This is a genomic window from Lentzea sp. NPDC042327, from assembly GCF_040647275.1.
Lineage (GTDB): Bacteria > Actinomycetota > Actinomycetes > Mycobacteriales > Pseudonocardiaceae > Lentzea.
In genome coordinates, this window is sequence record NZ_JBEZBX010000006.1 from 51,087 (window position 1) to 77,854 (window position 26,768).

29 protein-coding genes are annotated in these 26,768 nt (G+C 71.3%); 13 read left to right on the top strand and 16 right to left on the bottom strand.

Annotation, left to right across the window (positions count from 1 at the left end):
* Positions 1-15: 15 nt before the first annotated feature.
* From AB0A63_RS17095 to AB0A63_RS17135, 9 genes are all read right to left on the bottom strand, one after another.
* Positions 16-597, bottom strand: coding sequence for an ATP/GTP-binding protein (locus AB0A63_RS17095; protein ID WP_360391662.1), 582 nt, complete (start codon positions 595-597; stop codon positions 16-18).
* Complete coding sequence (locus AB0A63_RS17100) at positions 578-943, bottom strand: DUF742 domain-containing protein (protein ID WP_360391665.1); 366 nt, start codon at positions 941-943, stop codon at positions 578-580. Before AB0A63_RS17100 ends, AB0A63_RS17095 begins: the two co-directional genes overlap by 20 nt.
* Entirely contained in the window at positions 943-1,377 is a 435-nt protein-coding gene (locus AB0A63_RS17105) for a roadblock/LC7 domain-containing protein (protein WP_360391668.1), read from the bottom strand. The genes AB0A63_RS17100 and AB0A63_RS17105 overlap by 1 nt, the downstream gene beginning before the upstream one ends.
* The gene (locus AB0A63_RS17110) at positions 1,374-3,749 is read right to left on the bottom strand and encodes a nitrate- and nitrite sensing domain-containing protein (protein WP_360391671.1); all 2,376 of its coding nucleotides are present in this window, start codon (positions 3,747-3,749) and stop codon (positions 1,374-1,376) included. The genes AB0A63_RS17105 and AB0A63_RS17110 overlap by 4 nt, the downstream gene beginning before the upstream one ends.
* Positions 3,750-3,959: 210 nt before the next feature.
* Positions 3,960-4,868, bottom strand: coding sequence for a superoxide dismutase (locus tag AB0A63_RS17115; RefSeq protein WP_360391673.1), 909 nt, complete (start codon positions 4,866-4,868; stop codon positions 3,960-3,962).
* A 105-nt stretch (positions 4,869-4,973) separates the two neighbouring features.
* On the bottom strand, positions 4,974-5,807 hold the full coding sequence (locus tag AB0A63_RS17120; RefSeq protein ID WP_360391676.1) for a helix-turn-helix transcriptional regulator: 834 nt from the start codon (positions 5,805-5,807) through the stop codon (positions 4,974-4,976).
* Between the two features lie 119 nt (positions 5,808-5,926).
* A complete protein-coding gene (locus tag AB0A63_RS17125; RefSeq protein ID WP_360391679.1) occupies positions 5,927-6,697 on the bottom strand; it encodes a hypothetical protein in 771 nt (256 codons plus the stop codon).
* Between the two features lie 52 nt (positions 6,698-6,749).
* Positions 6,750-7,064: a hypothetical protein gene (locus AB0A63_RS17130; protein ID WP_360391682.1), complete on the bottom strand. Its 315-nt coding sequence runs from the start codon at positions 7,062-7,064 to the stop codon at positions 6,750-6,752.
* 92 nt (positions 7,065-7,156) lie between these two features.
* On the bottom strand, positions 7,157-8,596 hold the full coding sequence (locus tag AB0A63_RS17135; RefSeq protein ID WP_360391685.1) for a PucR family transcriptional regulator: 1,440 nt from the start codon (positions 8,594-8,596) through the stop codon (positions 7,157-7,159).
* 139 nt (positions 8,597-8,735) lie between these two features.
* On the opposite strand from AB0A63_RS17135, the gene uraH reads away from it, so the two are divergent.
* The 9 genes from uraH (at position 8,736) to AB0A63_RS17180 (ending at position 17,198) form a co-directional block, all read left to right on the top strand.
* A complete protein-coding gene (uraH, locus tag AB0A63_RS17140; RefSeq protein ID WP_360391687.1) occupies positions 8,736-9,038 on the top strand; it encodes a hydroxyisourate hydrolase in 303 nt (100 codons plus the stop codon).
* Between the two features lie 2 nt (positions 9,039-9,040).
* Positions 9,041-9,898, top strand: coding sequence for an FAD binding domain-containing protein (locus AB0A63_RS17145; protein WP_360391690.1), 858 nt, complete (start codon positions 9,041-9,043; stop codon positions 9,896-9,898).
* Positions 9,889-10,350: a (2Fe-2S)-binding protein gene (locus AB0A63_RS17150; protein ID WP_360391693.1), complete on the top strand. Its 462-nt coding sequence runs from the start codon at positions 9,889-9,891 to the stop codon at positions 10,348-10,350. Before AB0A63_RS17145 ends, AB0A63_RS17150 begins: the two co-directional genes overlap by 10 nt.
* Entirely contained in the window at positions 10,347-11,699 is a 1,353-nt protein-coding gene (locus AB0A63_RS17155; protein WP_360391696.1) for an 8-oxoguanine deaminase, read from the top strand. The genes AB0A63_RS17150 and AB0A63_RS17155 overlap by 4 nt, the downstream gene beginning before the upstream one ends.
* Positions 11,696-13,882 (top strand): molybdopterin cofactor-binding domain-containing protein, encoded by a 2,187-nt coding sequence (locus AB0A63_RS17160; RefSeq protein WP_360391700.1) that lies wholly within the window; start codon positions 11,696-11,698, stop codon positions 13,880-13,882. Before AB0A63_RS17155 ends, AB0A63_RS17160 begins: the two co-directional genes overlap by 4 nt.
* A gap of 19 nt (positions 13,883-13,901) precedes the next feature.
* Positions 13,902-14,363 (top strand): nucleoside deaminase, encoded by a 462-nt coding sequence (locus AB0A63_RS17165; RefSeq protein WP_360391703.1) that lies wholly within the window; start codon positions 13,902-13,904, stop codon positions 14,361-14,363.
* A gap of 104 nt (positions 14,364-14,467) precedes the next feature.
* Positions 14,468-15,871 carry an NCS2 family permease gene (locus AB0A63_RS17170; protein ID WP_360391706.1) on the top strand — a complete coding sequence of 468 codons (1,404 nt, stop codon included), beginning with the start codon at positions 14,468-14,470 and terminating at the stop codon, positions 15,869-15,871.
* A 36-nt stretch (positions 15,872-15,907) separates the two neighbouring features.
* The gene (locus tag AB0A63_RS17175; RefSeq protein WP_360391709.1) at positions 15,908-16,984 is read left to right on the top strand and encodes an XdhC/CoxI family protein; all 1,077 of its coding nucleotides are present in this window, start codon (positions 15,908-15,910) and stop codon (positions 16,982-16,984) included.
* Positions 16,950-17,198 (top strand): hypothetical protein, encoded by a 249-nt coding sequence (locus AB0A63_RS17180; RefSeq protein WP_360391711.1) that lies wholly within the window; start codon positions 16,950-16,952, stop codon positions 17,196-17,198. The genes AB0A63_RS17175 and AB0A63_RS17180 overlap by 35 nt, the downstream gene beginning before the upstream one ends.
* Positions 17,199-17,360: 162 nt before the next feature.
* Here the strand turns inward: AB0A63_RS17180 and AB0A63_RS17185 are convergent, their stop codons facing one another.
* From AB0A63_RS17185 to AB0A63_RS17205, 5 genes are all read right to left on the bottom strand, one after another.
* Entirely contained in the window at positions 17,361-17,984 is a 624-nt protein-coding gene (locus AB0A63_RS17185; protein WP_360391714.1) for a response regulator transcription factor, read from the bottom strand.
* Entirely contained in the window at positions 17,981-19,141 is a 1,161-nt protein-coding gene (locus AB0A63_RS17190) for a sensor histidine kinase (RefSeq protein ID WP_360391717.1), read from the bottom strand. The genes AB0A63_RS17185 and AB0A63_RS17190 overlap by 4 nt, the downstream gene beginning before the upstream one ends.
* Before the next feature lie 3 nt (positions 19,142-19,144).
* Entirely contained in the window at positions 19,145-19,870 is a 726-nt protein-coding gene (locus AB0A63_RS17195; protein ID WP_360391720.1) for an ABC transporter permease, read from the bottom strand.
* The gene (locus AB0A63_RS17200; RefSeq protein WP_360391722.1) at positions 19,854-20,747 is read right to left on the bottom strand and encodes an ABC transporter ATP-binding protein; all 894 of its coding nucleotides are present in this window, start codon (positions 20,745-20,747) and stop codon (positions 19,854-19,856) included. The genes AB0A63_RS17195 and AB0A63_RS17200 overlap by 17 nt, the downstream gene beginning before the upstream one ends.
* 77 nt (positions 20,748-20,824) lie before the next feature.
* Positions 20,825-21,736 (bottom strand): LysR family transcriptional regulator, encoded by a 912-nt coding sequence (locus AB0A63_RS17205; RefSeq protein WP_360391724.1) that lies wholly within the window; start codon positions 21,734-21,736, stop codon positions 20,825-20,827.
* Positions 21,737-21,807: 71 nt separating this feature from the next.
* Between AB0A63_RS17205 and AB0A63_RS17210 the strand changes: the two genes are divergently transcribed.
* Together AB0A63_RS17210 and AB0A63_RS17215 are read left to right on the top strand one after the other, a co-directional pair.
* Positions 21,808-22,707: an SDR family NAD(P)-dependent oxidoreductase gene (locus AB0A63_RS17210; RefSeq protein WP_360391727.1), complete on the top strand. Its 900-nt coding sequence runs from the start codon at positions 21,808-21,810 to the stop codon at positions 22,705-22,707.
* Positions 22,704-23,513 carry an SDR family NAD(P)-dependent oxidoreductase gene (locus AB0A63_RS17215; RefSeq protein ID WP_360391729.1) on the top strand — a complete coding sequence of 270 codons (810 nt, stop codon included), beginning with the start codon at positions 22,704-22,706 and terminating at the stop codon, positions 23,511-23,513. Before AB0A63_RS17210 ends, AB0A63_RS17215 begins: the two co-directional genes overlap by 4 nt.
* Here the strand turns inward: AB0A63_RS17215 and AB0A63_RS17220 are convergent.
* Positions 23,506-24,096: a helix-turn-helix domain-containing protein gene (locus AB0A63_RS17220; protein WP_360391732.1), complete on the bottom strand. Its 591-nt coding sequence runs from the start codon at positions 24,094-24,096 to the stop codon at positions 23,506-23,508. The genes AB0A63_RS17215 and AB0A63_RS17220 overlap by 8 nt on opposite strands.
* Before the next feature lie 80 nt (positions 24,097-24,176).
* Between AB0A63_RS17220 and AB0A63_RS17225 the strand changes: the two genes are divergently transcribed.
* Entirely contained in the window at positions 24,177-24,509 is a 333-nt protein-coding gene (locus AB0A63_RS17225) for an antibiotic biosynthesis monooxygenase (protein WP_360391734.1), read from the top strand.
* Between the two features lie 24 nt (positions 24,510-24,533).
* On the opposite strand, the gene AB0A63_RS17230 is transcribed toward AB0A63_RS17225, so the two are convergent.
* Positions 24,534-25,136, bottom strand: coding sequence for a DUF305 domain-containing protein (locus tag AB0A63_RS17230; protein ID WP_360391736.1), 603 nt, complete (start codon positions 25,134-25,136; stop codon positions 24,534-24,536).
* 359 nt (positions 25,137-25,495) lie between these two features.
* On the opposite strand from AB0A63_RS17230, the gene AB0A63_RS17235 reads away from it, so the two are divergent.
* Positions 25,496-26,767, top strand: a complete 1,272-nt coding sequence (locus tag AB0A63_RS17235) for a hypothetical protein (protein ID WP_360392669.1) — start codon at positions 25,496-25,498, stop codon at positions 26,765-26,767.
* The last annotated feature ends 1 nt before the right edge of the window (position 26,768 follow it).

The following is a 26,768-nucleotide window of genomic DNA, read 5'->3' on the forward strand; positions in this document are numbered from 1 at the left end:
CTGACGAGCTGACCCTCAGGCCGGCGCCAGGCGGTTCATCGAGTGCTGGATCAGGCCGACCAGCACCGCCTTCGACGACTCGCGGTCGCGGGCGTCGCACAGCAGCACCGGGATCGCGTCGTCGAGGTCGAGGGCGTGGCGCACCTCGTCCACGGTGTAGAGCTGCCCGCCGTCGAAGCAGTTGACCGCCACGATGAACGGGACGCCGCGGTGCTCGAAGAAGTCGATGGACGGGAACGACGAGTCGAGCCGGCGGGTGTCGACCAGCACGACGGCGCCGATCGCCCCGTGGGCCAGCTCGTCCCACATGAACCAGAACCTGTTCTGGCCGGGCGTCCCGAACAGGTAGAGCACCACGCTCGCGTTGATCGTGATGCGGCCGAAGTCGAGCGCCACCGTCGTGGTGTTCTTGCCCTCGATGCCGGCCAGGTCGTCGACGTGCACACCGGCCTCGGTGAGCAGCTCCTCGGTCTTCAGCGGCGGGATCTCGGAGACCGACGAGACCATGGTGGTCTTGCCGGTGCCGAAACCGCCCGCGATGACGATCTTGACCGAGGTCGGCACGGTCAGCTGGTCGTCAGATCCCACGAACACCATCCAGTACGGCCTGCAGGAGATCCCGGTCGGGAACTCGCGGTGCGGAGTTCTGCACGATCACGTCGCCGCGCTCGATGAGGTCCGAGAGCAGCACCTTGACCACGACGAGCGGGACGTCGAGGTAGGCGGCCACCTCGGCGACCGACAGCGGGCGCACGCACAACGACATGATCTCGCGATGCTCGACCGTCAGCGACGTCTGGTCGGACGCAAACGAGGACGTGCGGACCTGCGTCACGAGGTGCAGGTCCGGCGCGTTCGGCCGGGTGCGGCCGCGCACCATGGCGTAGGGCCGCACCAGCGGCCCCGCGGCCTCGTCGTACCACCAGTCCTCGCGGGAGGACATCAGCGGGACTCTCGTGCCGAGGGCACGGGCGCCGTTTCTGCGCGGGGGGCCGACGAGAGGTACGTGCCCACCCGTTTCACCAGCATGTTCATCTCGTAGGCGATCATGCCCATGTCCGCGTCCTCCTCGCCGAGCAGCGCGAGGCACGCACCGTGCCCCGCCGCCGTGACGAACAGGTAGGCGTGCTCCATCTCGACGATGGTCTGCCGCACCGCGCCACCGCCGAAGTGGCGCCCGGTGCCGCGGGCGAGCGACTGGAACGCCGACGCCATCGCCGACAGGTGCTCCGAGTCGTCGCGGGAGAGCCCGGCCGAACGGCCGAGCAGGAGTCCGTCGGCGGACAGCACCACCGCGTGCCGCGCGCCGACCACCCGCTGGATCAGGTCCTCCAGCAGCCAGTTGAGCTCACCGTGCTGGCTGGTCTTGTCCTTCATGACGAGGGGGCTCCTTCTGATCTCCAGTCGTCGGTCAGCCGGGCGTCACGGGTGCCGCGCTGGAACGCGGCGAGCCCGTCACGGGTCCGCTCGGCCGACCTTTCGCCGGTCACCGGCTCAGCATGCGGCACCTCGCCCGGTTGCACGAGCTGCGGCGCCAGGTTCTGCCGCTTCTTCCTGCGGGGAAGCGCAGGCTTCCCGTCCGGGGCCGGTTCCGGGGTACCCAGTTGCGGCGCCGTCTGTTCCGGCGCCACCGGACCACCCGCTTCGGGAACGGACGGGACGGGCCGCGGGTTCACGAGCGCCTCCGCCACCTCGTCCGGCGCCGCCGCGCTCACCGTCCTCTGCGGCAGCCTGACCGGGAAGCTCGGGTGTTCCTCGGCGTGGCCGTGGTGCTGGTCGTGGAACGACCGCACCGGCATCTGCGTGGTCTCGCTGATGTCGCCCGCGGTGTTGTGCGGCGCCACCAGCTGCGGCGGCAGCACGCACAGCGCGACCGTGCCGCCGTAGGGCGAGTCGCGCAGCTCCACCTTGATGCCGCGGCGGGCCGCGAGCCGGGCGACGACGAAGAGGCCCAGCCGCGACTCGCCGCGGAACGCCATGGTCTCGAAGTCCGGCGGGTTGGAGAGCTTCGCGTTGGCCTGCAGGCGTTCTTCCCGCGTCATGCCGAGCCCGTGGTCCTCGATCTCGATCACGATGCCGTGCGGCGCGGCGTTCGAGTGGACGACGACCTCGGAGCGCGGCGAGGAGAACGCCGTGGCGTTGTCGACGAGCTCGGCGAGCAGGTGGATGGTGTCGGCGACGGCCACGCCCACGAGCGCGCGGTCGGGCACCGGGTTGACCTTGACCCGGACGTACTGCTCGGTCTCGGCGACGGCAGCGCGCAGGACGTCGCTCAGCCGCACCGGCTTGCGCCACTGCCTGCCGGGCTGCTCACCGGCGAGGATGATCAGGTTCTCGGCGTTGCGGCGGGCGCGGGTGGCGAGGTGGTCGAGCTGGAACAGCGAGTCGAGCTGGTCCGGGTTCTCCTCCTCGCGCTCCAGCTTGTCGAGGATCTTGAGCTGGCGGTGCACGAGCCCCTGGTTGCGGTGCGCGATGTCGAGGAACACCCGGTTCACGCCCTCGCGGGCCTGCGTCTCCTTCACCGCGGCCGCGACCGCCGTGTACTGGGCGGTGTTGAACGCGTCAGCGACCTGGCCGATCTCGTCGTTGCCGTAGTCCAGCGGCGGCATGTCGCGGTGGACGTCGACCTGCTCGCCCCCGCGCAGGCGGGCCACGATGTGCGGCAGCCGTTCCTGCGCCAGTCGCAGCGTGTCCTCCCGCAGCGAGGCGAGCCGCGTGACCAGCGCCCGGCTCACCAGCCGGTGGGAGATGCGCAGCGCGAGCACGATGCCGACGACGACCGCGAGCAACGCGACCAGGCTGCCGACGAGCACGGCGGTCAACCGGTTGCCGGCCTTCTCCAGCCCCAGGTTCGTCGCGTCCTCCGCCTGCCGGACGGCGATGGCGACGAGCCGCTCGTGCACCGGACCGGCAGCGGCCCGCCACTGCTGGTCGCTGACGGCGGTGTCGCCGTTGATGATGCGGCCCTCGAGGTCGGCCAGCGCGCGGTACTCGGAGCTGGTGCGCAGCGCGTCGTACTGCAGGCGGGGCTGCTCCAGCGCGAACGGGATCGTGGCGTCGACACCGGAGTGGTAGGCGCCGACCAGGCGGGCGAACTCCACGCGCTCCGCGGGGGTGAACGACCGGTTGAGCAGGCCGCGGGAGCCGACGGTGGCGGCGCGGGACATCCAGTCGGCGGACTGGAAGATCGTGACGGCCTGCACGGTGGACTGGCCGGCCTCGGCGTCGGGCACCTGCCGCGCCTGCCGGGAGAACAGCGCGACGCCCGCGTCGACGAGGCTGTTGTAGTAGTCGTAGACCTCCTGCGGGTTGCCGGTGCCCGACTCGACCCGCGAGCGGTGCTGCCCGAGCTCGTCCAGCGCGGTGGTGAGCGCGGTGACCCGGTCGATGACGTCCTGCGGCGCGCCGTCGGTCAGGTCCGCGAACGCCGCTTTCATCCTGGTGACGGACTCGTCGGTCTCGGCCTGCTGCTGCCGCAGCGCGCTCGCGTCGGTGCCGCCGGCCTTGCTGAGCAGCACGAGGCTCAGCCGGCGTTCCTGCTGGAGGCCGACGAACGCCTGCACGGACGGGATCGTCACGTCCTTCACCTCGGCCGCGGCGGAGCGCATGTGGAAACCGTCGAAAACGGTGTACGAGGAGAAGACCGCCCACATGACCAGCAGGACGACGCTGGGAACGACGACCACTCCGGCCAACCGCGACCTAATGGTCCGGTAGTCGGTCGGTGCGTAGCCGCTCTTCTCGTTCACAGCGCTCTTCGTCTCCATGTGTCCCACGGCTAGCGCTGCGGGTTATCCACGTCACTCCTTCGGCTGCAAAATGGTAACAAGAAAAGATCTTCGTCACCGAATGGCAGCGATCACCTGCTGTACGCGGTCAGCAGGCTACCCAGTCAGGTGACTGCCGCAACACCCAGTCCGGGGGTTCTTGCCCTGCGAGAACCCCCGGACGGCCTAGTTCTACGGACGGGTCACGGAGACCACGTCGTAGGTGGTCTCCGGCGTGGGCGGGGTCGTGAACCGGGCGTTCGGCAGGTACAGGCGCTTTCCGAACGCGGCCACCGTGGTCGGCACGTCGAACCGCGCGTCAGTTCGTTCCGCGGCCAGCGTCGCGCCATCACGGCTGAGCGTGTAGCGCGCGACTTTGTTCAAGCGGTTTTGCACCACGTACAACTGACGTCCCTCACGCAACAGACCGTCACCATTGGTGAGTGTTTGACCGTTCAAATCGATGCCGGTGGTCTTACCGGTGCGCGGGTCGACGCGGAACAGCATTCCGGTGTTGCTCTGGACGACGATCAGGCCGCCGTCGAGTCCGGTCACGATGCCGTTCAGGTTCGTCGCGCCGGGGGTGACGACGAGGTCACCGGTGAGGTCGAGCGTCGAGTGCGGCGTGAGGCTCAGCGGCACCTGGTACAGCACCGCCTTGCGCGAGTCGGTGAACCACGCCGACTTGTCCGTGAGTATGACGTCGTTGACGAACGTGTCCGCGGTGGCGAACTGGAACTTCGCCAGCAGCGCACCGGTGCGCGTGTCATAGACCCGTGCGTCGCCACCGGCACCGCCCGCGACCCACAGCCGTTTGTGCTCGTCGACCTTCATGCCGAGCGAGGGCGTGCCGGGTCCCTTGGCCAGCACCGCGCCCTTGCCGGTCCGCAGGTCGGCCGCGTAGATGGAGCCGTCGGCCCGCGAACCGAAGTAGGCGGTGGTCCCGGCGATCGCGATGCCCTCGGGCTGCCACCCGGCGGGCAGGGAGAACTCCGCCGGGAACCGCCCGTGCTGCCCGGACGCGTCTGCGGTGGCCGGCGCGGCAGCGGTGAGCGTGACGCCCAGAACCGCCGCGAACAGGACACCGAATCTGCGGTACATGCCGCCTCCTGGAGTCGGGGTGGGGTGCGTCCCGATCCTGTCGCAGGTCAGCAGCTGATCCGGACTTTTCTCAGCAACCCGACATCACCGCTGGTGGGGCGTGCTTCACAGCTCCGCCGCCGCCTCCGCGATCAGCTCCAGCGACTCGCCCTCCCCCAGCGCGAGGTCGCTCACCGCCCCGAACCGCCGCGCACACCCCTCGGTCTGCACGGGGTCCTCGACGTACGTCCCCTGGACGAACGTCTCGAAGTACGCCACGTCGTTGTGCTGGCGGTGCGCGAAGCTGAGCAACGTGAACGGCGTGCCCATCGCCGGGTGTGCGCCCGCGCTGTGCGGCACGATCCGCAGCGACACCCCGTCCAGCTCGCTCAGCTCCATCAGGTGCAGCAGCTGCGCCTTCATCACCCGCGGGCCGCCGACCACGGGCCGCAGCACCGGTTCGGCGAGGACCGCCTGCACCCGCAACGGGTCGCGGCCACCGACGCGGCTCGTCCACGCCTCCCGCGCCGCCGCCTGGTGCTCGGCGCGCGGCGGGTCGTGGTGCAGCACGGCCCTCGCGTAGTCGGCGAGCTGGAACAGGGGCGGGACGAGGTCCGTCGTGAACGTCCGCAACACCGTTGCCTCGAACACAAGATTCGCGAAGTCGGCGGCCGGGTCGAACAACGGCGCATTGTCGAGCGCGCGCACCTGTTCCGCATACTGCGCCTGTCGCACCACGGCCTGCCATTCCTCGGACGGCAGTTGGTACACGTATCCGAGCGCCATGATGTCGAGCACCGCGGAGGGCTGCACGGCGTTCTCCATCATCGACAGCTTGGCGCTGCTGAAGCCCACCCGCTGCCCGGCCTCGGTCAGGCTGAGCTGCCGCTCGTCCCGCCACCCTGCCAGGCGCCGGCCGATGGCGCGTTCGAGGGTCGTGGCCCGGAAATCCTTCGGCATGCCGCGAAGGATAAGACCGAATCGGATTCCCGAATGGGCCACCCGCTGTGGACAACCGTTAAATGGCCGACCTGTTCCTTCACTGATGAGCAATGCCGTTAGATCACGCGGAAAGACATTTAACTCGCATGGCGTTTTGCGCGCGCATGGGCACGCACGAGGTCATGGAAGCGGAACGCGTCGTCGCCCACTTCGGTCAGCAATGCCTTCTCGACGAGGTCGTCCAGCGCGTCCTCGACGTCGCACTCGGACTCGCCGGCGATCGCCGCCGCCTCGGGCACGTCGAAGTGGGCGCCGGGGTGCCACGCGCACAGCCGGTACAGGCGGGCCTGCCGTTCCGGGAGCTCCACGTAGGACAGGTCGAGCAGGGGCGGGAGGCTGCCGTCCTCGTCGGTCAGCGGATCGAGCTCGACCACGGGCGCGTCGAGGTCCAGCGGTGCGCGGCTCGTCACGAGGACCGTGCCGCGGGCGGGCAGGAACGGCCGCACCTGCTCGGCACTGCTCGCGTTGTCCAGCAGCAGGGTGATCCTCTGCCGCAGCACGATCGACCGGAACGCCGCCGCGCGGTCGGCGCGGTCGACGTGGGTGAGCCGCAGTGCGCGCAGCAGGCGGCCGAGCCGGACCTCGACCGGTTCGCGCACGGTCAGGTCGACGTGCAGCTGGTCGCCGCTGCCGCGGTCGCGCAGCCACTTCAGGGCCAGCGCGGTCTTGCCCACGCCGGCAGGGCCGCTGATGACCGTCACCCCGTTGGGCCGCAACTGTTCGAGTTCTCCCGCGCGCCCGACGAAGTGCTTCGGCGGCGCCGGTGGCCGCAACTGCGCCGGAATGCCGTGCGAACCGCGGGAACGAACCTCGCCGGCAGCGTTCCTACCAGCCACAACGTCACTCATCACCGGTAACCTCCCCGAGTAGGTGAAGCTACGGTCTTTCGCACCGCTTACATCAGACGGCCATCGAGTGATCGCACGCGAGCGCGGCGCCGGAGGCGGAGGTCGCGGTCTTGACCTGGCGGCCGTTGATGATGATCTTGCAGGTCAGCTCGCCCCGCACGCCCTCCAGCCGCACCACGAACCGGCCCTTGCGCGCTCCCCTGCGCTGCCACGGCACGTCCGGGTTCTTGAGGGTCCGCTCGTCCTCGCCGGGGAACATGTACGTGAGCTGGTCGGCGGTTCCCGTCCCCTCCACGACCAGCCGGGCGTCGGTGGTGGCCGAGCAGCCGCTCATCAGCACCAGCACGGCGACCACGACGATCCTCATGTCCGGGAACGGTAGGAAACGCGGGTGTCCGGCGGCATCAGCCTGAAGGCTCGACCGGGATCAGCCGTCAGACTGACAACGCCACACGGGTTCTAGTGCGTTTGCAGTGCCAGGAACAGGTCTACGCGGGACTCGAACTCGGTCAGGTCGACGCCGAGCAGCTCCTCCACCCGGCCCACCCGGTACCGCAGCGTGTTGACGTGCACGTGCAGCTTCTGCGCCGCCGTCGTCCACGAACCGCCGCAGCCGAGGAACACCCGCAGCGTCCCGGCCAGGTCGGACCCGTGCTCGGCGTCGTAGTCGAGCACCGGGCCGAGGAGCCTGCGCCGCAACGAGGACCGCAGCTCCTCGGGCACCCCGGCGAGCAGCAGCTGGTGCAGGGCGATCTCCTCGCCCGCCACCACGCACGTGCGGCCGCCGCGCCGTTCGCCGAGCCGGCGGGCGTGGGTCGCCTCCTCGGCCGCGCCGCGCAGGCCTCGTGCGGTGACCGGGGAGCTGATGCCGACGAGCACGCGGGACGAGCCGAGGCCGGGTTCCACGACCCTCAGCGCCTCGCGCACCTCGGCGGGCACCGAGTCATCGGCTTTCGCGACGGCGTAGACGGTGTCGCCGACCGGGGTGACGAGCGCCTGCGGCAGCGCCTCCTCCAGCACGGCGGCGGCGAGGTCGGCGCGCTGGTCCCCGGTGACCGCGCACAGGACGCGCAGCGGGGTGTTCTCCAGACCGGCGGCGGCGAGGCGGGAGTCGAGGTCGGGTGCGCCGGTGAGCACGGCGGTCAGCAGCGGTGCCGCGGTGCGGTTCTCGATCCGGCGGCCCTGGGCCTGGCGCAGGCGTTCGAGTGCGACGAGCGAGGCGAGCTCGGCGGCGGCCTCCGGCTGCGGTTCGCCGGCGACGACGAGGATCCAGCTGGTGAGCCGGGTGCCGCCGCGTTCGGAGACGGGCACGAGCGTGGTGCCCCTGACCGCCTTCGGCAACCGGTCGGCCTGCAGGAACTCCTTCACCAGCGCCACCCGGTCCGGCAGCTCGCCGCCCGCGACGACCCGGCCGGTCGTGGACAGCACCCAGCAGCGGGCGCGGAGCTCGTGGCTGCCCGCGGCCAGCAGTGCGGGCAGCCCGGCGCCCTCCGCGACGACGTTCAGCAGGCGCCGGTGGCGGCTCAGGCCGACGAGCTCCGTCGACACGCGTTCGGTGATCGTCGCGAACGACAGGTCGACGGGGACCTCCAGCAACGGCACGCGGTGGCGTTCGCAGGCGGTCACGAGGTCGGCGGGCAGCTGCCTGTCCTCGGTCTCGCTGGCGGCGAGGCCGGCGACGTCCGCGGCGGCCAGTGAGCGGACGAACGTCTCGGAGTCGCGCGGGCCGTGGTGCCACAGCAGCCCGGACAGCACCAGCTCACCGCCGGAGAGGTACCGGCTGGGGTCGGGCAGCTCCGTTCCGTACACGCGGGTGACCGCGCGGTCGAGCTGGTCCGCACCGGTCCGCAGGCTCAGCCGCAGTTCCGTCATGCCGAGCAACGTCCGCAGCAGCAACATGGGGTGTCACTCTCGTCCATCCGGGTTTGTAGGAAAGCACAAATTCGTTACCTCCAGGAGTCCTCGGATTCATGTGCCACGCCGTAGCTGCCTGTACCACTGAGTCTGTGTACTGGCTCACAACCGGAGGGGAGGGCGAGTGACGATCTCCACGCACGTGCTGGACGCGGCCCGCGGAAGGCCGTTCGCCGGCATCGCCGTGTCGCTGCAGCGCCGAGACGGGACCGAGGTGGCCGCCGCCGAGACGAACGCGGACGGCCGGGTCACCGGGTGGGGTGACGGCCTGGAGGCCGGGGTGTACCGGCTGGTGTTCGACACGGCGCAGGCCGCGCCGTTCTTCCCCGAGGTCGTGCTCACGTTCGACTACTCCGACCCGGCGCAGCACTACCACGTGCCGCTGCTCCTCTCGCCGTTCGCCTACTCCACCTACCGAGGTAGCTGACGATGGACTTCCTCCGACCGGCCACGCTCGCCGAAGCGCTGGAACTGAAGGCCGCGCGCCCCGACGCCGTGCCGATCGCCGGTGGCACGGACGTGATGGTGGAACTGAACTTCGACCACCGCAGACCGGCCGCGCTGCTCGACCTGACGCGCGTCGAGGAGCTGCGCACGGTCACCGAGGCGCGGATCGGCTCCGGGGTGCCGTACGCGCGGATCATCGACGAGCTCGGGACCACGCACCCCGGGCTCGCGATGGCGTCGCGGACCGTCGGTTCGCCGCAGATCCGCAACCGCGGCACGGTCGGCGGCAACCTGGGCGCCGCCTCGCCCGCCGGGGACACGCACCCGGTGCTGCTGGCGTCGGACGCGGTGGTCGAGGTGGCCTCCGCACGCGGCACGCGGATGATCCCGGCCACCGAGTTCTACCTGGGGGTCAAGCGGAACGCGCTGGAGCCGGACGAGCTGATCGTGGCCGTGCACCTGGCACCCGCGCAGGGGCCGCAGCAGTTCTCCAAGGTCGGCACGCGCAACGCCATGGTGATCGCGGTGTGCTCGTTCGCGATCTCGCTGTTCCCGGCGGAGAACCGGGCCGGCGCCGCGGTCGGGTCGGCGGCGCCGACACCGCGGCGGGCGCACGAGGCGGAGGAGTTCCTGGCCGCCGAGCTGGACTTCTCCTCTCCGGCGCCGCTGCTGGACTCGGTGAAGCGGCGGTTCGGGGAGCTGGTGGCGACGGCGGCCGCGCCGATCGACGACGTGCGCGGGTCGGCGGAGTACCGCAGGCACGCGCTGGCCGTGCTGGCACGCAGGACGCTGGGCTGGGTGTGGCAGGAACTCTTGGACGGGGAACAGGCATGCGCGTGAACCTGACGGTCAACGGCGAGCAGCGCCAGGCCGACGACGTGTGGGAGGGCGAGTCGCTGCTGTTCCTGCTGCGCGAGCGCCTCGGGCTGCCCGGCTCGAAGAACGCCTGCGAGCAGGGTGAGTGCGGTTCGTGCACGGTGTACCTGGACGGCGCGCCGGTGTGCGCGTGCCTGGTCGCGGCCGGACAGGCGCAGGACCGGGAGGTGCGCACGGTCGAGGGCCTCGCCGACGGTGACCGGCTCGACCCGGTGCAGGAGGCGTTCGTCGAGGCGGGCGCGGTGCAGTGCGGGTTCTGCACGCCCGGTCTCGTGGTCCAGGCGCACGACCTGCTCGACCGGGTGCCGAACCCGTCCGACCCGGAGATCCGGGAGGCGCTGGCCGGGAACCTGTGCCGCTGCACGGGGTACGAGAAGATCCTGGACGCCGTGCGGCTCGCGGCGGCCCGCCGATGATCGTCCTGGACCGCTGCGCGGTGTCCACTGTGGACGAGGCCGGGACCGAGCACGCGTCCGGGCACGTCGTCGTCGAGAACGGGCGGATCAAGGCCGTCGGCTCCGGTCCCGCACCACGGCCGGCTGAGCCGCACACGTACGTAGACGCGTCGTCGTGCCTGGTCACACCGGGTCTGATCAACACCCACCACCACCTGTACCAGTGGGCGACGCGGGGCCTCGCGACCGACGCGACGCTGTTCGAGTGGCTGACCGCGCTCTACCCGGTGTGGCGCGGGCTGGACGACACCGTGACGCACGCGGCGGCGTCGGCCGGGCTCGCGAAGCTGGCGCTGACCGGCTGCACGCTCGCCGCCGACCACCACTACGTCTTCCCCTCCGGTGGCGGGGACGTGTTCGACGCGCTGGTGTCGGCGGGGCGGCGGATCGGCATCCGGCTGGAGGCGGTCCGCGGGTCGATGGACCGGGGCGAGTCCTCCGGTGGCCTGCCGCCGGACAACCTGGTCGAGGAGACCGAGGCCGCGTTGGCCGCCACGGAACGCGCGATCGGCGCCTACCACTCGACCGCGGACGACGCGCTGGTCCGCGTGGCCGTGGGGCCGTGCTCGCCGTTCTCGGTGTCCAAGGAGCTGATGACCGGGGCGGCCGCGCTGGCTCGGCGGCACGGCGTCCGGCTGCACACGCACCTCGCCGAGACGCTGGACGAGGAAGAGCAGTGCCTGGCGGAGAACGGCTGCACGCCGACCGAGTACGCCGAGCAGCTCGGCTGGCTGGGACCGGACGTGTGGCTCGCGCACACCGTGCACCTCGACGCCGACGCGGTGAAGCGGCTGGGCGCGACCTCGACGGGGTCGGCGCACTGCCCGACGTCCAACGGCCGGCTGGGCACCGGGATCGCGCCGGTGCGGGACCTGCTCGACGCGGGTGCGTCGGTCGGTCTCGGGGTCGACGGCGCGGCGTCCAACGAGGACGGTGGCCTGGTCGTCGAGCTGCGGTCGGCGCTCTACCAGGCACGGCAGCGCGGCGGGCCGGGTGCGCTCGACGCCCGCAAGGCGTTGTGGATGGGCACGATGGGCGGCGCGCAGGTGCTCGGCAGGGCCGGCGCGCTGGGTTCGATCGAACCGGGCAAGGTGGCGGACCTCGCGGTGTGGGACCTGTCCGGACTGGACCACGCGGGCATCGCGGACCCGGTGGCGGCACTGGTGCTGGGCCCGCCGCCGCCGGTGAAACTGCTGGTCGTGGGCGGAGAGGTCGTGGTGCGGGACGGGGTCCTGCTCACGGCGTCGACCGACGAGCTGGCGCGGGACCTCTCCGCGGCCGGCACCAAGCTCCAGGAGGCAGCGCGATGACCCTCACCCCCACTGAGCTCACCTCCGCGGTCTCGGGTGGCATCGGCACGTCACCGCAACGCCCGGACGGCAACCTCAAGGTGCGCGGCGAGTTCGCGTACGCGTCGGACCTGTGGCACGAGGACATGATCTGGGGCGCGACCCTGCGCTCACCGCACCCGTACGCCCGCATCACGTCGGTGGACCTCACCGAGGCCTTGAAGGTGCCGGGCGTGTACGCGGTGCTCACGCACTCGGACGTGCCGGGCCGCAACCTGTACGGGCTGGAGCACAAGGACCAGCCGGTGCTGGCCGTGGACGTCGTGCGCTACCAGGGTGAACCGGTCGCGCTGGTCGGCGCGGACCACCCGGAGACCGCGCTGCGGGCGATGAAGAAGATCGTCGTCACCTACGACGTGCTGGCACCCGTGGTGGACATGGAGACCGCGGTCGACGACACCCCGCTGCACCCCGGCGGGAACCTCGTGCGGCACGTGCCGATCCGGCGCGGCGCGCAGGACGTCACCGCGGACGTCGTGGTCACCGGCCGGTACGAGGTCGGCATGCAGGACCAGGCGTTCCTCGGGCCGGAGTCCGGGCTCGCGGTGCCGGCGACCGACGGCTCGGTCGACCTGTACATCGCGACGCAGTGGCTGCACGTCGACCGCGCGCAGATCGCGTCCGCGCTGGGACTGCCCGAGGAACAGGTGCGGCTGACGCTGTCCGGCGTCGGTGGCGCGTTCGGTGGCCGCGAGGACCTGTCGATGCAGGTGCACGCGTGCCTGCTCGCGTTGCACACCGGCAAGCCGGTCAAGATGGTCTACAACCGCGAGGAGTCGTTCTACGGGCACGTGCACCGGCACCCGGCCGTGCTGTACTACGAGCACGGCGCCGACCGCACCGGCAAGCTGGTCTACGTCCGCACGAAGATGTACCTCGACGGCGGCGCGTACGCCTCCTCGACCCCCGCTGTCGTGGCCAACGCGGCGACGCTGGGCGTCGGGCCGTACGAGGTCGACAACGTGACGGTCGACGCGTACGGCGTCTACACGAACAACCCGCCCTGCGGTGCGATGCGCGGGTTCGGTGCCGTGCAGGCGGGTTTCGCCTACGAGTCCCAGATGGACAAACTGGCCGAGGCGCTGGGGATGTCGCCGGTCGACATCCGCGTGCGCAACGCGATGACCGAGGGTTCGGTGATGCCGACCGGGCAGGTCGTCGACTCGGCGGCACCGGTCGCGCAGCTGCTGAAGCTGGTGCAGGACAAGCCGTTGCCGGCCGGGAGGTCGGCCGACATCCGCGAGCTGCCCGGCGGTGTCTCGAACACCACGCACGGCGAGGGCGTCGTGCGCGGCGTCGGTTACGCCGTCGGCATCAAGAACATCTGCTTCTCCGAGGGCTACGACGACTACTCGACCGCGCGGGTGCGCGTCTCGATGGTGAACGGTTCGCTGGTCGCCGCCGTGCACACCGCGGCGTGCGAGGTCGGCCAGGGCCTGGTGACGATCATGCAGCAGATCGTGCGGACCGAGCTCGGCATCGAGACCGTGACCGTGCTGCCGATGGACACCACGATCGGCAACGGCGGTTCCACGTCCGCGTCCCGCCAGACGTACGTGACCGGGGGCGCGGTCCGTGCCGCGTGCCTGGCCGTGCGCGACAGGCTCGGCGACCGCGCGGACATCGGCGACGAGGTCATCGACGAGACGGTCGAGTGGCGGCACCGCGCCACCGAACCGCTCGACCCCGAGACCGGCCAGGGCAACGCGCACGTGCAGTACGGGTTCGCCGCCCACCGCGCCGTCGTGGACGTGGACGTCGAGCTCGGACTCGTGCGCGTGGTGGCACTGGACTGCGCCCAGGACGTCGGCAAGGCGCTCAACCCGCAGGCCGTCGTCGGGCAGATCCAGGGCGGGTCCGCGCAGGGCCTCGGCCTCGCCGTGATGGAGGAGATCCAGACCTCCGGCGGCAAGGTGCGCAACCCGTCGTTCACCGACTACCTCATCCCGACCGTGCTCGACATGCCCCCGATGAGCATTGACGTGCTCGAACTGGCCGACCCCCACGCCCCGTACGGCATCCGGGGAGTCGGCGAACCGCCCACCATCTCGTCGACCCCGGCGATCGTGGCGGCGATCCGCGCGGCGACCGGCCTGGCGCTCACCCGCGTCCCGGTCCGCCCGGAACACCTCACCGGTACCTGAGTTCCTGGAGTTCGTTGCTGTGAACGCACATCTGCTCGCCACCATCGACCTGGCCACCCGCAACGTGGCCGCCGGCGGTGGCCCGTTCGGCGCGATGATCGTCCGCGCCGGCCAGGTCGTCGCCACCGGCGTCAACCAGGTCACGCCCACGCTCGACCCCACCGCCCACGCCGAGGTCGTCGCGATCCGCGCGGCCTGCCGGGTGCTCGGCGACTTCAAGCTCACCGGCTGCACGCTGATCTCCTCGTGCGAACCGTGCCCGCTGTGCCTGTCCGCTGCTCTGTGGGCCCGCGTGGACCGCGTCGTGTACGCCGCTGACCGGGACGACGCCGCCGCGGCCGGGTTCGACGACCGCGAGTTCTACGAGCTGTTCAGCAGGTCCCGCGACGAGTGGGACCTGCCGGTGCACCAGATCTCCACGGGCGAGGACACCGCCCCGTTCACCGCCTGGACGTCACTCGCGACCCGAATCGACTACTGAGCTCGACCACCAGGGCCACAAGCCTGCTATTCGCTGACCGGAGCTTGCATCGCTCAATTGCGTTCCGGCGCTGGAACGCGCCCACCGGCATGGGAAAGGCCGTCATGACCCAGTTACGGACGCGGCAGTCGTCCGCCTTCGACCAGTTCTTCCGCATCACCGAACGCGGCAGCACGGTCAGTCGCGAGGTCCGCGGTGGCATCACGACGTTCGTCGCGATGTCGTACATCGTCCTGCTCAACCCGCTGATCCTCGGTGCCTCCGCCGACATCACCGGCGCCAAGCTCACCACCGCCGAGATCACCACGGCCACCGCGCTCGCCGCCGGTGTGATGACCGTCCTCATGGGACTGGTCGGCAACGCACCGCTGGCGATCGCGGCCGGCCTCGGCGTGAACGGCGTGGTGGCGTTCCAGATGGCACCGGCCATGACGTGGGCGCAGGCCTTCGGGCTGGTGGTGCTGGAGGGCGTGTGCATCGTGGTCATGGCGGCCTCCGGTGTCCGCGAGCGGATCATCAACGCGATCCCGGAACCGTTGAAGATCGCGATCACCGTGGGCATCGGGCTCTACATCGCGCTGGTGGGACTGGTGTCCGCGGGGTTCGTGACCCGCACGCCGGACGCCGCCGGCTCGACCGTGCCCGTGCGGATGGGCGTCGACGGCCACCTCAGCGGCTGGCCGATCGCGATCTTCTGCCTCGGGCTGCTGCTGATGATCGTGCTGATGGCCCGCGGGGTGCCCGGCGCGGTGCTGATCAGCATCGTGGTGGCGACGGTCGTGGCGGTCGTCGTGAACTCCGCGTTCACCGTGCCGAACTGGGGACTCGTGACACCGAGGCTGCCCTCGTCGGTCGTCGGGCACCCGGACTTCGGGCTGTTCGGCCGGATCGACCTGTTCGGCGGGTTCGTGTCGGCGGGCGTGATCGCGGCGACGATCTTCCTGTTCACGCTGGTGCTGTCCGGTTTCTTCGACGCCATGGGCACCATCACGTCGGTGGCGGACGAGGCGGGCCTCACCCGTGACGGCCGCGTGGAGGGAATGGGCAGGATCCTCGTGGTCGACGGCGCCGGCGCGATCGCCGGTGGTGTCACGGGATCGGCACCGAACACGGTGTTCCTGGAGTCGGCGGCGGGCGTCGGCGAAGGCGCCCGGACCGGCCTGGCCTCGGTGGTCACCGGCGGGCTGTTCCTGGTGGCACTGCTGTTCACGCCGCTGGCGACCGTGGTGCCCGCCCAGGCCGCGGCACCGGCGCTGGTGGTGATCGGCGGGCTGATGATGACCCAGATCCGCCGCATCCCCTGGCAGGAGGCGGACTTCACCATCCCGGTGTTCCTGACCGTCGCGGTCATCCCGTTCACCTACTCGATCACCAACGGCATCGGCGCCGGCCTCGTGTCCTACGTGGTGCTGCGCATCTGCAAGGGCCGCTGGCCGGGCTGGCTGATGACCGGTCTCGCGCTGATGTTCGCCGTGTACTTCGGCGTGGACGTGATCACCGGCAAGTGACGCTCGGGCGGCCGAGCGACCGTGTGGGGAGGTTCGATGCGTGAGCTCGCTTCGACTTTGCTGTCGTGGGACCGGTTCGCGGTCGCCTCGGTGGTGGCCGTGCGGGGCAGCGCGCCCCGTCCGGTCGGCGCCGCGCTGGCCGTCGGCCCGTCCGGTGAGGTCGCCGGCAGCGTGTCCGGCGGCTGCGTGGAGGCCGAGGTCTACGAGCTGGCGTGCGAGGTGCTGAGGACGTCCGTTCCCGCGTTCGCCACGTTCGGGTACTCCGACGACACGGCGTTCGCGGCCGGTCTGACGTGCGGCGGCTCGCTGGACGTCCTGGTGCAGCGCGACAACCCGTCGTTGCGGGCAGCGCTCCAGGCCTCGGTGGACGCCCTGCCGGTGTCGGTGCGGTTCTCGTTCGAGGACCGCGTGTTCACCGAGACCTGGCTGCCGCCGCCCCGGCTGCTGGTGTTCGGCGCCATCGACCACGCCGCCGCCGTGGCCGAGATCGGCCGGTTCCTCGGCTTCCACGTCACCGTGTGCGACGCCCGCCCCGTCTTCGCGACCCCCGAGCGCTTCCCCGCGGCGCACGAGGTCGTCGTCGACTGGCCGCACCGCTACCTCGCCTCGACCCGCACCGACGCGACCACCGCCGTGGTCGTGCTGACCCACGACCCGAAGTTCGACGTCCCGGTGCTGACCGAGGCCCTGTCCCGCCCGCTCGCGTTCGTCGGCGCGCTGGGTTCCCGCCGCACGCACCTGGAACGCCTCGACCGCCTGCGCGAGGCCGGTGTTCCCGCTGCGGCGCTGGCCCGCCTGCGGTCCCCGGTCGGTCTCGACCTGGGCGGCCGCACCCCGGCCGAGACCGCGGTGTCCATCGCGGCCGAGCTGGTGGCCCTGCGCCACGGCGGCACCGGCGCGCCCCTGTCCGACCTGACCACCCCGATCCACGAGGAGCGAGATGGCACTGATCTTCCTCAACGGCGGCGGCATGCGGGGCGGCCCGCTGCACTCCCAGCTGCAGGGCACGCCGATGGTGTGCCGAGCCCGCAGTGCCCCGAGGTACCGGTACTTCTCGGTGCGGGGGACGTTCCCCGCCATGCACGAGTCGGGCACGGCGGCGGTGGTCGGTGAGCTCTACGACCTGCCGCTGAAGGTCCTGCGCGACCACCTCGTCCCCGCGGAACCGCCGGAGCTGGAGATCGGCGTCATCGAGCTGGAGGACGGCAGCGCCGCCCTGGCCACCGTGCTGCGCGACGCGGTCGTCGACCCGTTGCTCCGATCGGGTGACATCGAGGACATCTCGTATCTCGGCGACTGGCGAGCCTTCTTACACGTCGAGGGGTGAGGGAGTGGCAAGGGGGAGTTGCCGCAGGCGGCGGGACCACCGACGGTGGTCCCGCCGCGGGGGGACGGCGACGCCGCTGCTCGACCGGGTCTGACCACCACCCAGACCCGGCACCACCGCTCGACCTCCTTCCGGCCGCACCCGCGACGGCTCGCCGCCGCGTCAGCGCCCGCGGCTGCTCAGCAGCCCTCGTTCGTACGCCACGGCGACAGCGGCCGCGCGGTCCGACACCCCCAGCTTCGCGTAGACGTGCAGCAGGTGCGTCTTCACCGTCGCCTCGGAGATGAACAGCGCCGCCGCCACCGCCCGGTTCGTCGACCCGCGCGCGACCAGGCCCAGCACGTCGAGCTCCCGCGCCGACAACGCCTCCGACGCCGGCTCCCGCACCTGCCCCAGCAACCGCGTCGCCACCGCCGGCGACAGCACCGCCTCCCCCGCCGACGCCGCCACGACCGCCCGGTGCAGCTCGTCGCGCGGGGTGTCCTTGAGCAGGTAGCCGGTGGCGCCCGCCTTGATGGCGGGCAGCACGTCGCGGTCGGTGTCGTAGGTGGTGAGCACCAGGATGCGGCAGGGGTGGCCGCGGAGGCGTTCGATGGCGGACAGCCCGTCGGAACCGGGCATCCGCAGGTCCATCAGCACCACGTCGGGCGAGAGCGCGCGCACCACGGCGACGGCCTCGTCCCCCGACGCGGCCTCGCCGACCACCTCGAACGACGGCGAGGCCAGCATGCCGCGCAACCCGTCGCGGACGACGGGGTGGTCGTCGACGATGACGAGGCGGATCACGCGGGCACCCGCGCCGAGATCGCGGTACCGGCACCCGGTTCCGACTCCACGTCGAGGTCGCCCGACAGCCGCGACACCCGGTGCCGCATCGCCGTCAGGCCGAACCCCGCGGAGGGCTCCGCGAGGTCGAAGCCGATGCCGTCGTCGCGCACGTCCAGGGTCACCACGTCCTCCATGTACGACAGGGTCAGGCCGACGCGCGAGGCCGAGGCGTGCTTCGCGACGTTGGCGAGGGCTTCCTGGGCGGTGCGCAGCAGGGCGACCTCCACCTCGGGGTGCATGGCGCGGGCGGAACCGGTGCAGGTCACCGCCACCGGGACGCCGTGCAGGACCGACCAGCCGGACGCGACCTCGCCCAGCGCCTCCGGCAGGGCGGCCTCCTCCAGCGCGGGCGGGCGCAGGGCGTGGACGGAGCGGCGGGCCTCGTCGAGGCCGGAGCGCGCCAGCGACACCGCCGTCGTGACGCGGTGTTCCCAGTCCGCGGGGGTGGCCGCGGACAGCTGCGTGACGATCCCGGCCAGGTCCTGGGCCAGGGTGTCGTGGATCTCGCCGGCCATGCGCTGGCGTTCGTCCTGCACGCCGGCCTCGTGCGCCTGCACCAGCAGCTGCGCCTGCAGCCCGGAGTTCTCGTCGAGGAGCACCTTGCGCAGCCGGGCCTGCTCGGTCGTCACGTGGCCGACGAACGTGAACACGGACGCCACCACCACGAACACGAGCAGCAGCAACCAGAACGCCGGTCGCGCCTCCGGTGGCGGGTAGCCGCCGAACAACGACAGGGTCGCCAGCACGGCCGTGCCCGCCGTCGCGAGGAACATCCAGCGCGGGCGCAGCAGCTCGCTCGCGAAGACGTACACCGCGTACGACACGGCGCCGAACCAGTGCTCGCGCATGCCGAGGACCGCGTAGAAGACGACCATGCCCGCCACGAACACGGCCATCAGCTCGGTCCGGCCGCGCCACTGCGGGTGCAGCGTGAACCACCACAGCATCCACGCGTACCCGAACGCCACGACGCCGTACGTGAACCAGCGCTCCGCCACCGGCTGCTCGGTGAAGATCGCGTACAGCGCGGTTGTCACGGTCAGCACGAAGTACGGGATCACGTGTGCGACGGAAGCGAGCCTGTGCTCCCACCTGTCCAGCGCGGCCTGGTCCACGAGCTACTCCCAGCGGAACGTCGTGGCCGCGACGCTACCCGCCACGAGGCCCACGAGCCCCATGATCACCAAATGCCCCCACCCCGGCGCGGTGCCGAGCCACGCCTGGTGCAACGCCTCCACACCGGGCGGTGTGAAGGAACCGATCGCCTGCACGACCGGGGGCAGCATGAACCGCGGCAGGTACACGCCGCCGAAGAACATCAGCAGCATGAACACCGCCGTCGCCCAGCCACCGGCCGCACGCGCGTTCGGGGCCAGTGCGGCGATCACCAGTCCCAGCGCGAACGTGCCCGCGCCACCCAGCACCACCGCCGCCGCCAGGCCCACCGGGTGGTGCGGCAGGTCCACGCCGAACACCAGATGTCCCACCAGTGTGGTCAGCAGCACCGACAGGATCGCGGCGCAGGAGTTCACGACCAGCTGCCCCACCAGCAACCGCGCCGGGTGCATCGGCGTCGTGGACAGCCGCCGCAGCACGCCTTTCTCCCGATAGGTCGCCACGACCGTGGGCACGCGCTGCAACCCGATGAACGCCAAGGTGAACACGACCAACGACGACATGTACGCGTCGATGAACCGCATCCCGTCGAACTCGGGGGCGGGCGTCCGCAACGCCGGAACCGCCCCCAGCACGAGCAGCAGCAGCGACGGGAACACCACCGCGAACAACGAGTTCAGCCGGTCCCGCAGGAACAACCGCGCCTCGACCTCAACGATCCGCATCATCACGACCCCCGGTCAGCTCCACGTACGCGTCGTCCAGCGACACCTGGTCCACCCGCAGCCGCCGCGCCACGAGCTGGTTGCGCGCCAGCCACGACGTCACGGCCGCCAGCACGTTCTCGCCGCCGGTGACCACCACCTGCTCCCCCGCCAGGTCCACCCCGGCCACGTCCGGCAACGCCAGCAGCGCCGGCACGTCCACCGGCGCCGAGGGCACGAACCGCACCCGCGTCGAACCGTCCACGCGCGACACGAGACCGGCCGGGGTGTCCAGTGCGGCAACGCGTCCGTCGCGGATCACGGCCACGCGGTCGCACAACCGCTCGGCTTCCTCCATGAAGTGCGTGACGAGCAGGACCGTCACGCCGGCGGCGCGCACGTCCTCGATCACCGACCACGTGTCCCGCCGCGCCTGCGGGTCGAGCCCGGTGGTCAGCTCGTCGAGGATCGCCACCCGCGGCCCGCCGACGAGCGCCAGCGCGATCGACAGCCGCTGCTTCAGCCCGCCGGAGAGCCGCCCGTACTCCGCGGTCAGGTGCTCGGTCAGCCCCAGCCGCTCCGACCAGTCGACCGGCTTCGGGTAGAACGACGAGAACAGCCGCAGCGCCTCCCCGACCCTGATTCGCTCGGGCAGCTCGGAGGCCTGCAGCTGCACCCCGATCGCCGCACGCGAGTGCGCCGGTGGCCGCCCCAGCACGGTCACGCTCCCCCGGTCCGGTGTCCGCAGCCCGGCCACGCACTCGACCGTCGTCGTCTTGCCCGCGCCGTTCGGCCCGAGCACGCCGAAGATCTCCCCCTCGGCCACCGAGAACGACACCGAGTCCACCGCGACCTTCGGCCCGTACCTCTTCCCGATGTCGCGCACTTCGATGATCGCCATGCCACCACGATGGGGCAGCGCGCGCCGGGGATCATCGAACGACGGGCGGCACCGGCATCAACCGATCGGTCGATGCGCTACTCGGTCTCCACGAAGGCGGTGCGCACCGCGGCCGCCAGGCGCGCGACGGGGTCCGGCACCGGTCCCGGCAGCCGGGCGAGCAGCACCCGGCGCTGTTCGGCGGGCCCACCGCGCACGGGCAGGACCCGCACCCCGGCGGGCGCGACCTGGACCAGCGACGCGGGCACCGTCGTGATGCCGAGGCCCGCCGCGACCAGCTGCAGCTTCGCCAGCCAGTCGCGGGCGGTGTGCGCGACGACGGGCCGTTCGGGCAGCCCCGGCCACACGCCCATCACCGACGGGTCACCGGGCCCGGAGATCCAGCGCTGTCCGTGCAGGTCGGCCACGTCGATGAAGTCGTTGCGCGCCAACGGGTGCGTGGTCGGGACGGCGACCCGCAGGCTGCGTTCGACGAGGGTGTCGACGGCCAGCGCGGGGATCTCGTCGTCCGGGGCCCGGAACGGCGGCGCCGAGGCGATCAGCGCGACGTCGAGGGTGCCCGCCCGCACCGCGCGCACCAGCGCGGGCGTGCTGCCCTCCCGCGTCACCACCGTGATCGACGGGTGGGTGCGCGCCAGCGCCGTCAGCGCCCGCGGGAGCAGCCACGCCCCGGCCGTCGCGAACCAGCCGAGCCGCACCGTGCTCTCGCCGGAGGCCGGCAGGCCCTCCAGCTCGCGCGCACCCGCGTCGACCTGGTCCAGGGCGGCAGCGGCCCGGCGCAGCACGACCCGGCCGGCCGCGGTGAGCCGCACGCCGTCGTGCCGCCGTTCCAGCAGCACGGCACCGGCCGCCCGCTCCAGGGTCGCGATCTGCCGGGACACCGCGGACTGCGTGTACCCCAGCGCGGTGGCCGCCGCCGTCAGCGTGCCGCGTTCGGCCACCTCGCGGAACACCCTCAGCGCGGTCAGCGACGCATTGGCCAAAGACATGATTTTTACGCATACCCCGTCTGCTGAACTTTCGCTACCGGCATGGCTGGGCCGAGCCTAGCGTCGAGGGCGTGATCGAAACGGAGTTCGGGTTCAGCACCACCGCCGCCGAGGTCGTCGACGGGATCGACCTCACCGGCAAGCGCGTCGTCGTGACCGGCGCGTCGTCCGGCATCGGCGTCGAGACCGCCCGCGCACTGGCCGGAGCGGGCGCCGAGGTGACCCTCGCGGTGCGCAACGTCGCCGCCGGGGAGCGGGTCGCCGGGGAGGTCGGCGCGGCCGAGGTCGCCCGCCTCGACCTGACCGACCTGGTGTCCGTCGAGGAGTTCGCGCGGAGCTGGAGCGGACCGCTGCACGTCCTGGTCAACAACGCCGGTGTCATGGCGAGCCCCGAGCGGCACACCGAGCAGGGCTGGGAGTGGCAGTTCGCCACCAACCACCTCGGGCACTTCGCCCTGGCCACCGGTCTGCACGGCGCGCTGCGGGCCGCCGGGGGCGCCCGCGTCGTCTCCCTCACCTCGCGCGGCCACATGCTCTCGCCCGTGGTGTTCGACGACGTCCACTACGCGTTCCGCCCCTACGAACCGTGGGGCGCCTACGGCCAGAGCAAGACCGCCAACGTCCTGTTCGCGGTCGAGGCGACGCGCCGGTGGGCGGCCGACGGCATCACCGCGAACGCCGTCATGCCCGGTGCCGTCCTCACCGGCCTGCAACGCCACATCGGTCAGAGCGAGGTCGACCCGGCCATCGTCAAGACGGTCGAGCAGGGCGCGGCGACCTCGGTCTTCGTGGCCACCTCACCGTTGCTGGAGGGCATCGGCGGCCGTTACTTCGACGACTGCGCCGAGACGCGCGTCGCCGACCACCGCGACGAGACGCCACCGATGCGCGGGGTCGCCCGCTTCGCACTCGACCCGGACGCCGCCGCCCGGCTGTGGACGTACTCCGAGACCCTGCTGGCGAAGGCATGATCGCCCTCGTCACCGGTGCCACCCAGGGCCTCGGCCGCGCGCTCGCCGAAGGCCTGGCGCGGCGGCTGACCCCGCGGGACACCGTCTACCTGACCGGCCGCGACGCCACGCGGGTCGCCGACGCCGTCGCGGCCGTCCCCGCGGGTGGGGCCGAGGTCCGCGGCGAGGTGCTCGACGTGGCGGGCCCGATCGACCGGTTCGCGGCACGCGTCCAGGAGCGCCACGGCGGCATCGACGTCGTCTTCGGCAACGCCGTCATGCGCATCGGCCCCGACGACGACCCGCGCGCGATCATCGACGAGTACACGCAGGTCAACAACTTCGGCACCACGAGGTTGCTGAACGCCTTCGCGCCGATGCTCAACGACGGCGGCCGGCTGCTCGTGGTCGCCAGCTCGCTCGGCACCCTCCACCACCTGGCACCCGTGCTGCACGGGCGGTTCGCCGACCCGTCCACAGTGGACGAGGTCGACGCGCAGATCGCCCGGTGGCGCGACGACGTGAAGGCGGGCCGTCCCGGCGCGTGGCCCGCGTTCGTCAACATCCCGTCGAAGATCGGCCAGGTCGCCGCCGTCCGGGCGCTGGCCGCCCTGCGCCGGGACACCGATGCGGCGCGCGGGGTCCTGGTCGCCGCGGTCTGCCCCGGGATGATCAACACGCCGACGTCCGCGCTGTGGTGGGACGTCAGCGCCGCACCCACCCCGGACCGGGCCGCCGGACCGCTGCTCGACCTGGCGCTGGGTCCGGTCGAGCCGGCGCATTACGGGGAGCTGGTGCGGTACGGCGAGGTCGTGCCGTTCAGCTGAGCGGCTGGTGCAACCCGTGCACCGCCTGGTCGAGCAACGTCTGGATGACGGCCTCGTTGTGCTCGGTCCGCCCCGGCGTGATCATGCGCGACGAGGCCTCGACCATGGCGTGCACCAGCATCGCCCGCAGCTGCGCGCGCTGCACCCCCGCGGTCTTGAACACCGACACGAGCGGCGCCAGCAGTCGTTCGTGCTCGGCCCTGATCTGCTCGCGCGAGGCGTCCGGCAGCGCGTGCGCGGACAACGCGACGACCGCGCCGTGGCTGCCGTCGGTGATGATCGCGAGTTCGGTCCGCACGTACGCCTCGATCTTGGCGGGCACGCTGTCCGCGCTGTTGACCGCGTCGTCCAGCTTGTCCGCCCACTCGGGCAGCGCGTCGGACACGATCGCGGCGACCAGCTCCTCGCGTGAGCGGAAGTACTCGTAGAGGCTCGGCCGGGACAGGCCCACCCGCCTGGCCAGCGACGCGAGCGTCAGCGCCTCGGCGCCCTCGGACGCCACGATGTCGCGCCCCGCGTCCAGCAGGGCGCGCAATCGGTTGGCGCGGTGCTCGGCAACGGTGTCGGCGCTGATCCTCGGCACCCGTGGATCGTATCGCGCTTGCTTTCCCGACGGGGTGTTGGAATAGTTCCCGACAGAGCGTCGGGATCAGGGAGGCCAGCATGTTCATCGCGACCAACCGGATGTTCGTCAACCCGGACATGTCCGAGGAGTTCGAGCGCTACTTCCGCGGCACCATGCGCACCCACCTGCCCGGAGTCCCCGGCCTGCTGCGCAGCACGCTGCTCAAGCCGGTGCGCGACGACCAGCCGTACGTCTCGGTCAACGAGTTCGAGTCCGAGGACGCCTTCCACGCCTGGGTCGCCTCCGACGCGTTCCGCGAGGCGCACAAGGGCCACCGCACGATCGCACGTCTCGTGACGGGCAACGAGCCCGAGCGGTTCACGCACGCGGAGGACCTGGTGCTGCCGCGGCAGCGCACCGAGGCGTCCTGACCGGGCAGCGAGCCCTGCACCGTCTCACAGGGTGGACAGCAGGGCCCTCATCCGGTTGATCTCGTCGGACTGCGTGGCCACCACGTCGTCCGCCATCTCCTCGACCTGGACGTTGTGGCCGGCCGCGCGCACGTCGGTGGCCATCTTGATCGCACCCTCGTGGTGCTTGATCATCAACTCCAGGAACATCCGGTCGAAGTCCTTGCCGCGTGCGGCCCCCAGCGCGGTCAACTGGTCCTGCGTGGCCATGCCGGGCATCGACCCGTGGTCGCCGTGCGAGCCGACGATGTTGTTGGTGCGCTGCCACTGCTTCATGGCACCGATCTCGGGTTCCTGGCTGTACCGGATGCGGTCGGCCAGGCCCTTCACCGTCGCGTTCTCCGCGCGGTCGGGCGCGAACCTGGTCATCGCCAGCGCCTGCTCGTGGTGCACGATCATCATCGACACGTACTCGCGGTCCGCGTCGTTGGGCGGCGGCACGACGGCGGCCGTCGCCTCCGACGCCGCGATGGTCGGCGCCGACCCGCCGGGGGTGTCCGGCGCGATGACCGGTGCCTGCTCCGGCTCCGACGTACAGCCTGCCAGCAGGGCGAATGCCGCCACGATCGCCACGAGCCCAGAACGCATGCACCGGACAATACAGTCCGCGGCGGCGGGCGTTGCCCGGCTTTTCGCGAGGGGGACGAACACCCCCACAACCCTCCGAAAGACGCTGGCCTTTAGCAAGGCGAAGGGTCATACTCCCCCTCACCAACCTGTGATGAGGGGGTAAAGCAGTGACTTCACGCGCAACGGCCCGGCGGCGCAGAGCGCCGTTGGCGGTTCTGGGGGCGCTCGCGCTGACGCTGTCGACGATGACCGCGCCCGCGTACGCCGAGCCCGACCTGCCCGCTGACGGCAGGGGTCTGACCGAGGCTCAACTCGAAGCGCAGGCGGAAGCGGTCGACGGCCTCCCCGGTGTCGACGAGATCTCCCGCAGCCGCAACATGGTCCCGGTCGCCCACCTGGACAAGCAGGCTCCGCTCGACTCGACGCAGACCGACATCGCGTTCCAGGACAACTACGCGTTCGTCGGCAACTACAACGGCTTCGTCATCTACGACATCCGCAACCCGAAGAAGCCGACGATCAAGTCGCAGGTGCTGTGCCCCGGCTCGCAGAACGACATCTCGGTGTACGGGAACCTGCTGTTCCTGTCGACTGACTCGTCGCGCAGCGACAACTCCTGCTCCAGCGTCGCCCAGTCGGCGACGATCAAGGAGTCGTGGGAGGGCATCAAGGTCTTCGACATCAGCGACAAGAGCGCCCCGCGCTACGTCGCCGCCGTCGAGACCGCGTGCGGCTCGCACACCCACACGATGGTGCCGGGCAAGAACAAGAAGGACGTGTACCTCTACGTCTCGTCCTACTCGCCGAACGCGACGTTCCCCGACTGCCAGCCGCCGCACGACCTCATCTCGATCGTCAAGGTCCCGGTGAAGAACCCGGCCGCGGCCGCGCTGCTCAAGGCCCAGGTCGTGTTCCCGGACGGCGCCAACCCCGGCGTCCCCGGCACCATCGAGGACGGCTACACCTCGGCCACCACCGGTTGCCACGACATCACCGTCTACCCGCAGCTCGACCTCGCGGCCGGCGCGTGCATGGGTGACGGCGTGCTGTGGGACATCTCCGACCGGGAGAAGCTGGTCGAGATCAACCGGGTCCAGGACGACGCGCACTTCGCGTTCTGGCACTCCGCCACGTTCAACAACAGCGGCACCAAGGTCGTCTTCACCGACGAGCTCGGTGGCGGTGGCGCCGCGACGTGCAACGAGAAGATCGGCCCGAACCGCGGTGCCAACGGCATCTACGACATCGTGGGCAAGGGCAAGAACCGCAAGCTGGTCTTCAAGTCCTACTACAAGATCCCGCGCATGCAGGGCGACACCGAGAACTGCGTCGCGCACAACGGATCGCTGATCCCGGTGCCCGGCAAGGACATCATGGTGCAGTCCTGGTACCAGGGCGGCATCTCGGTGTGGGACTTCACCGACTCGACCAAGCCGCGTGAGATCGGCTTCTTCGAGCGCGGCCCGATGCCGAACGGCGCGGGCGGCGGTACGTGGTCCACGTACTGGTACAACGGCTACATCTACTCTTCGGAGATGGGCCGCGGCTTCGACGTCATCGACATGCGCGACCCGCGCACGTTCGTGGCGAAGCTGTTCCGCACGGACGAGCTGAACGTGCAGACCCAGGGCAACTTCTACCGCGGGTAGG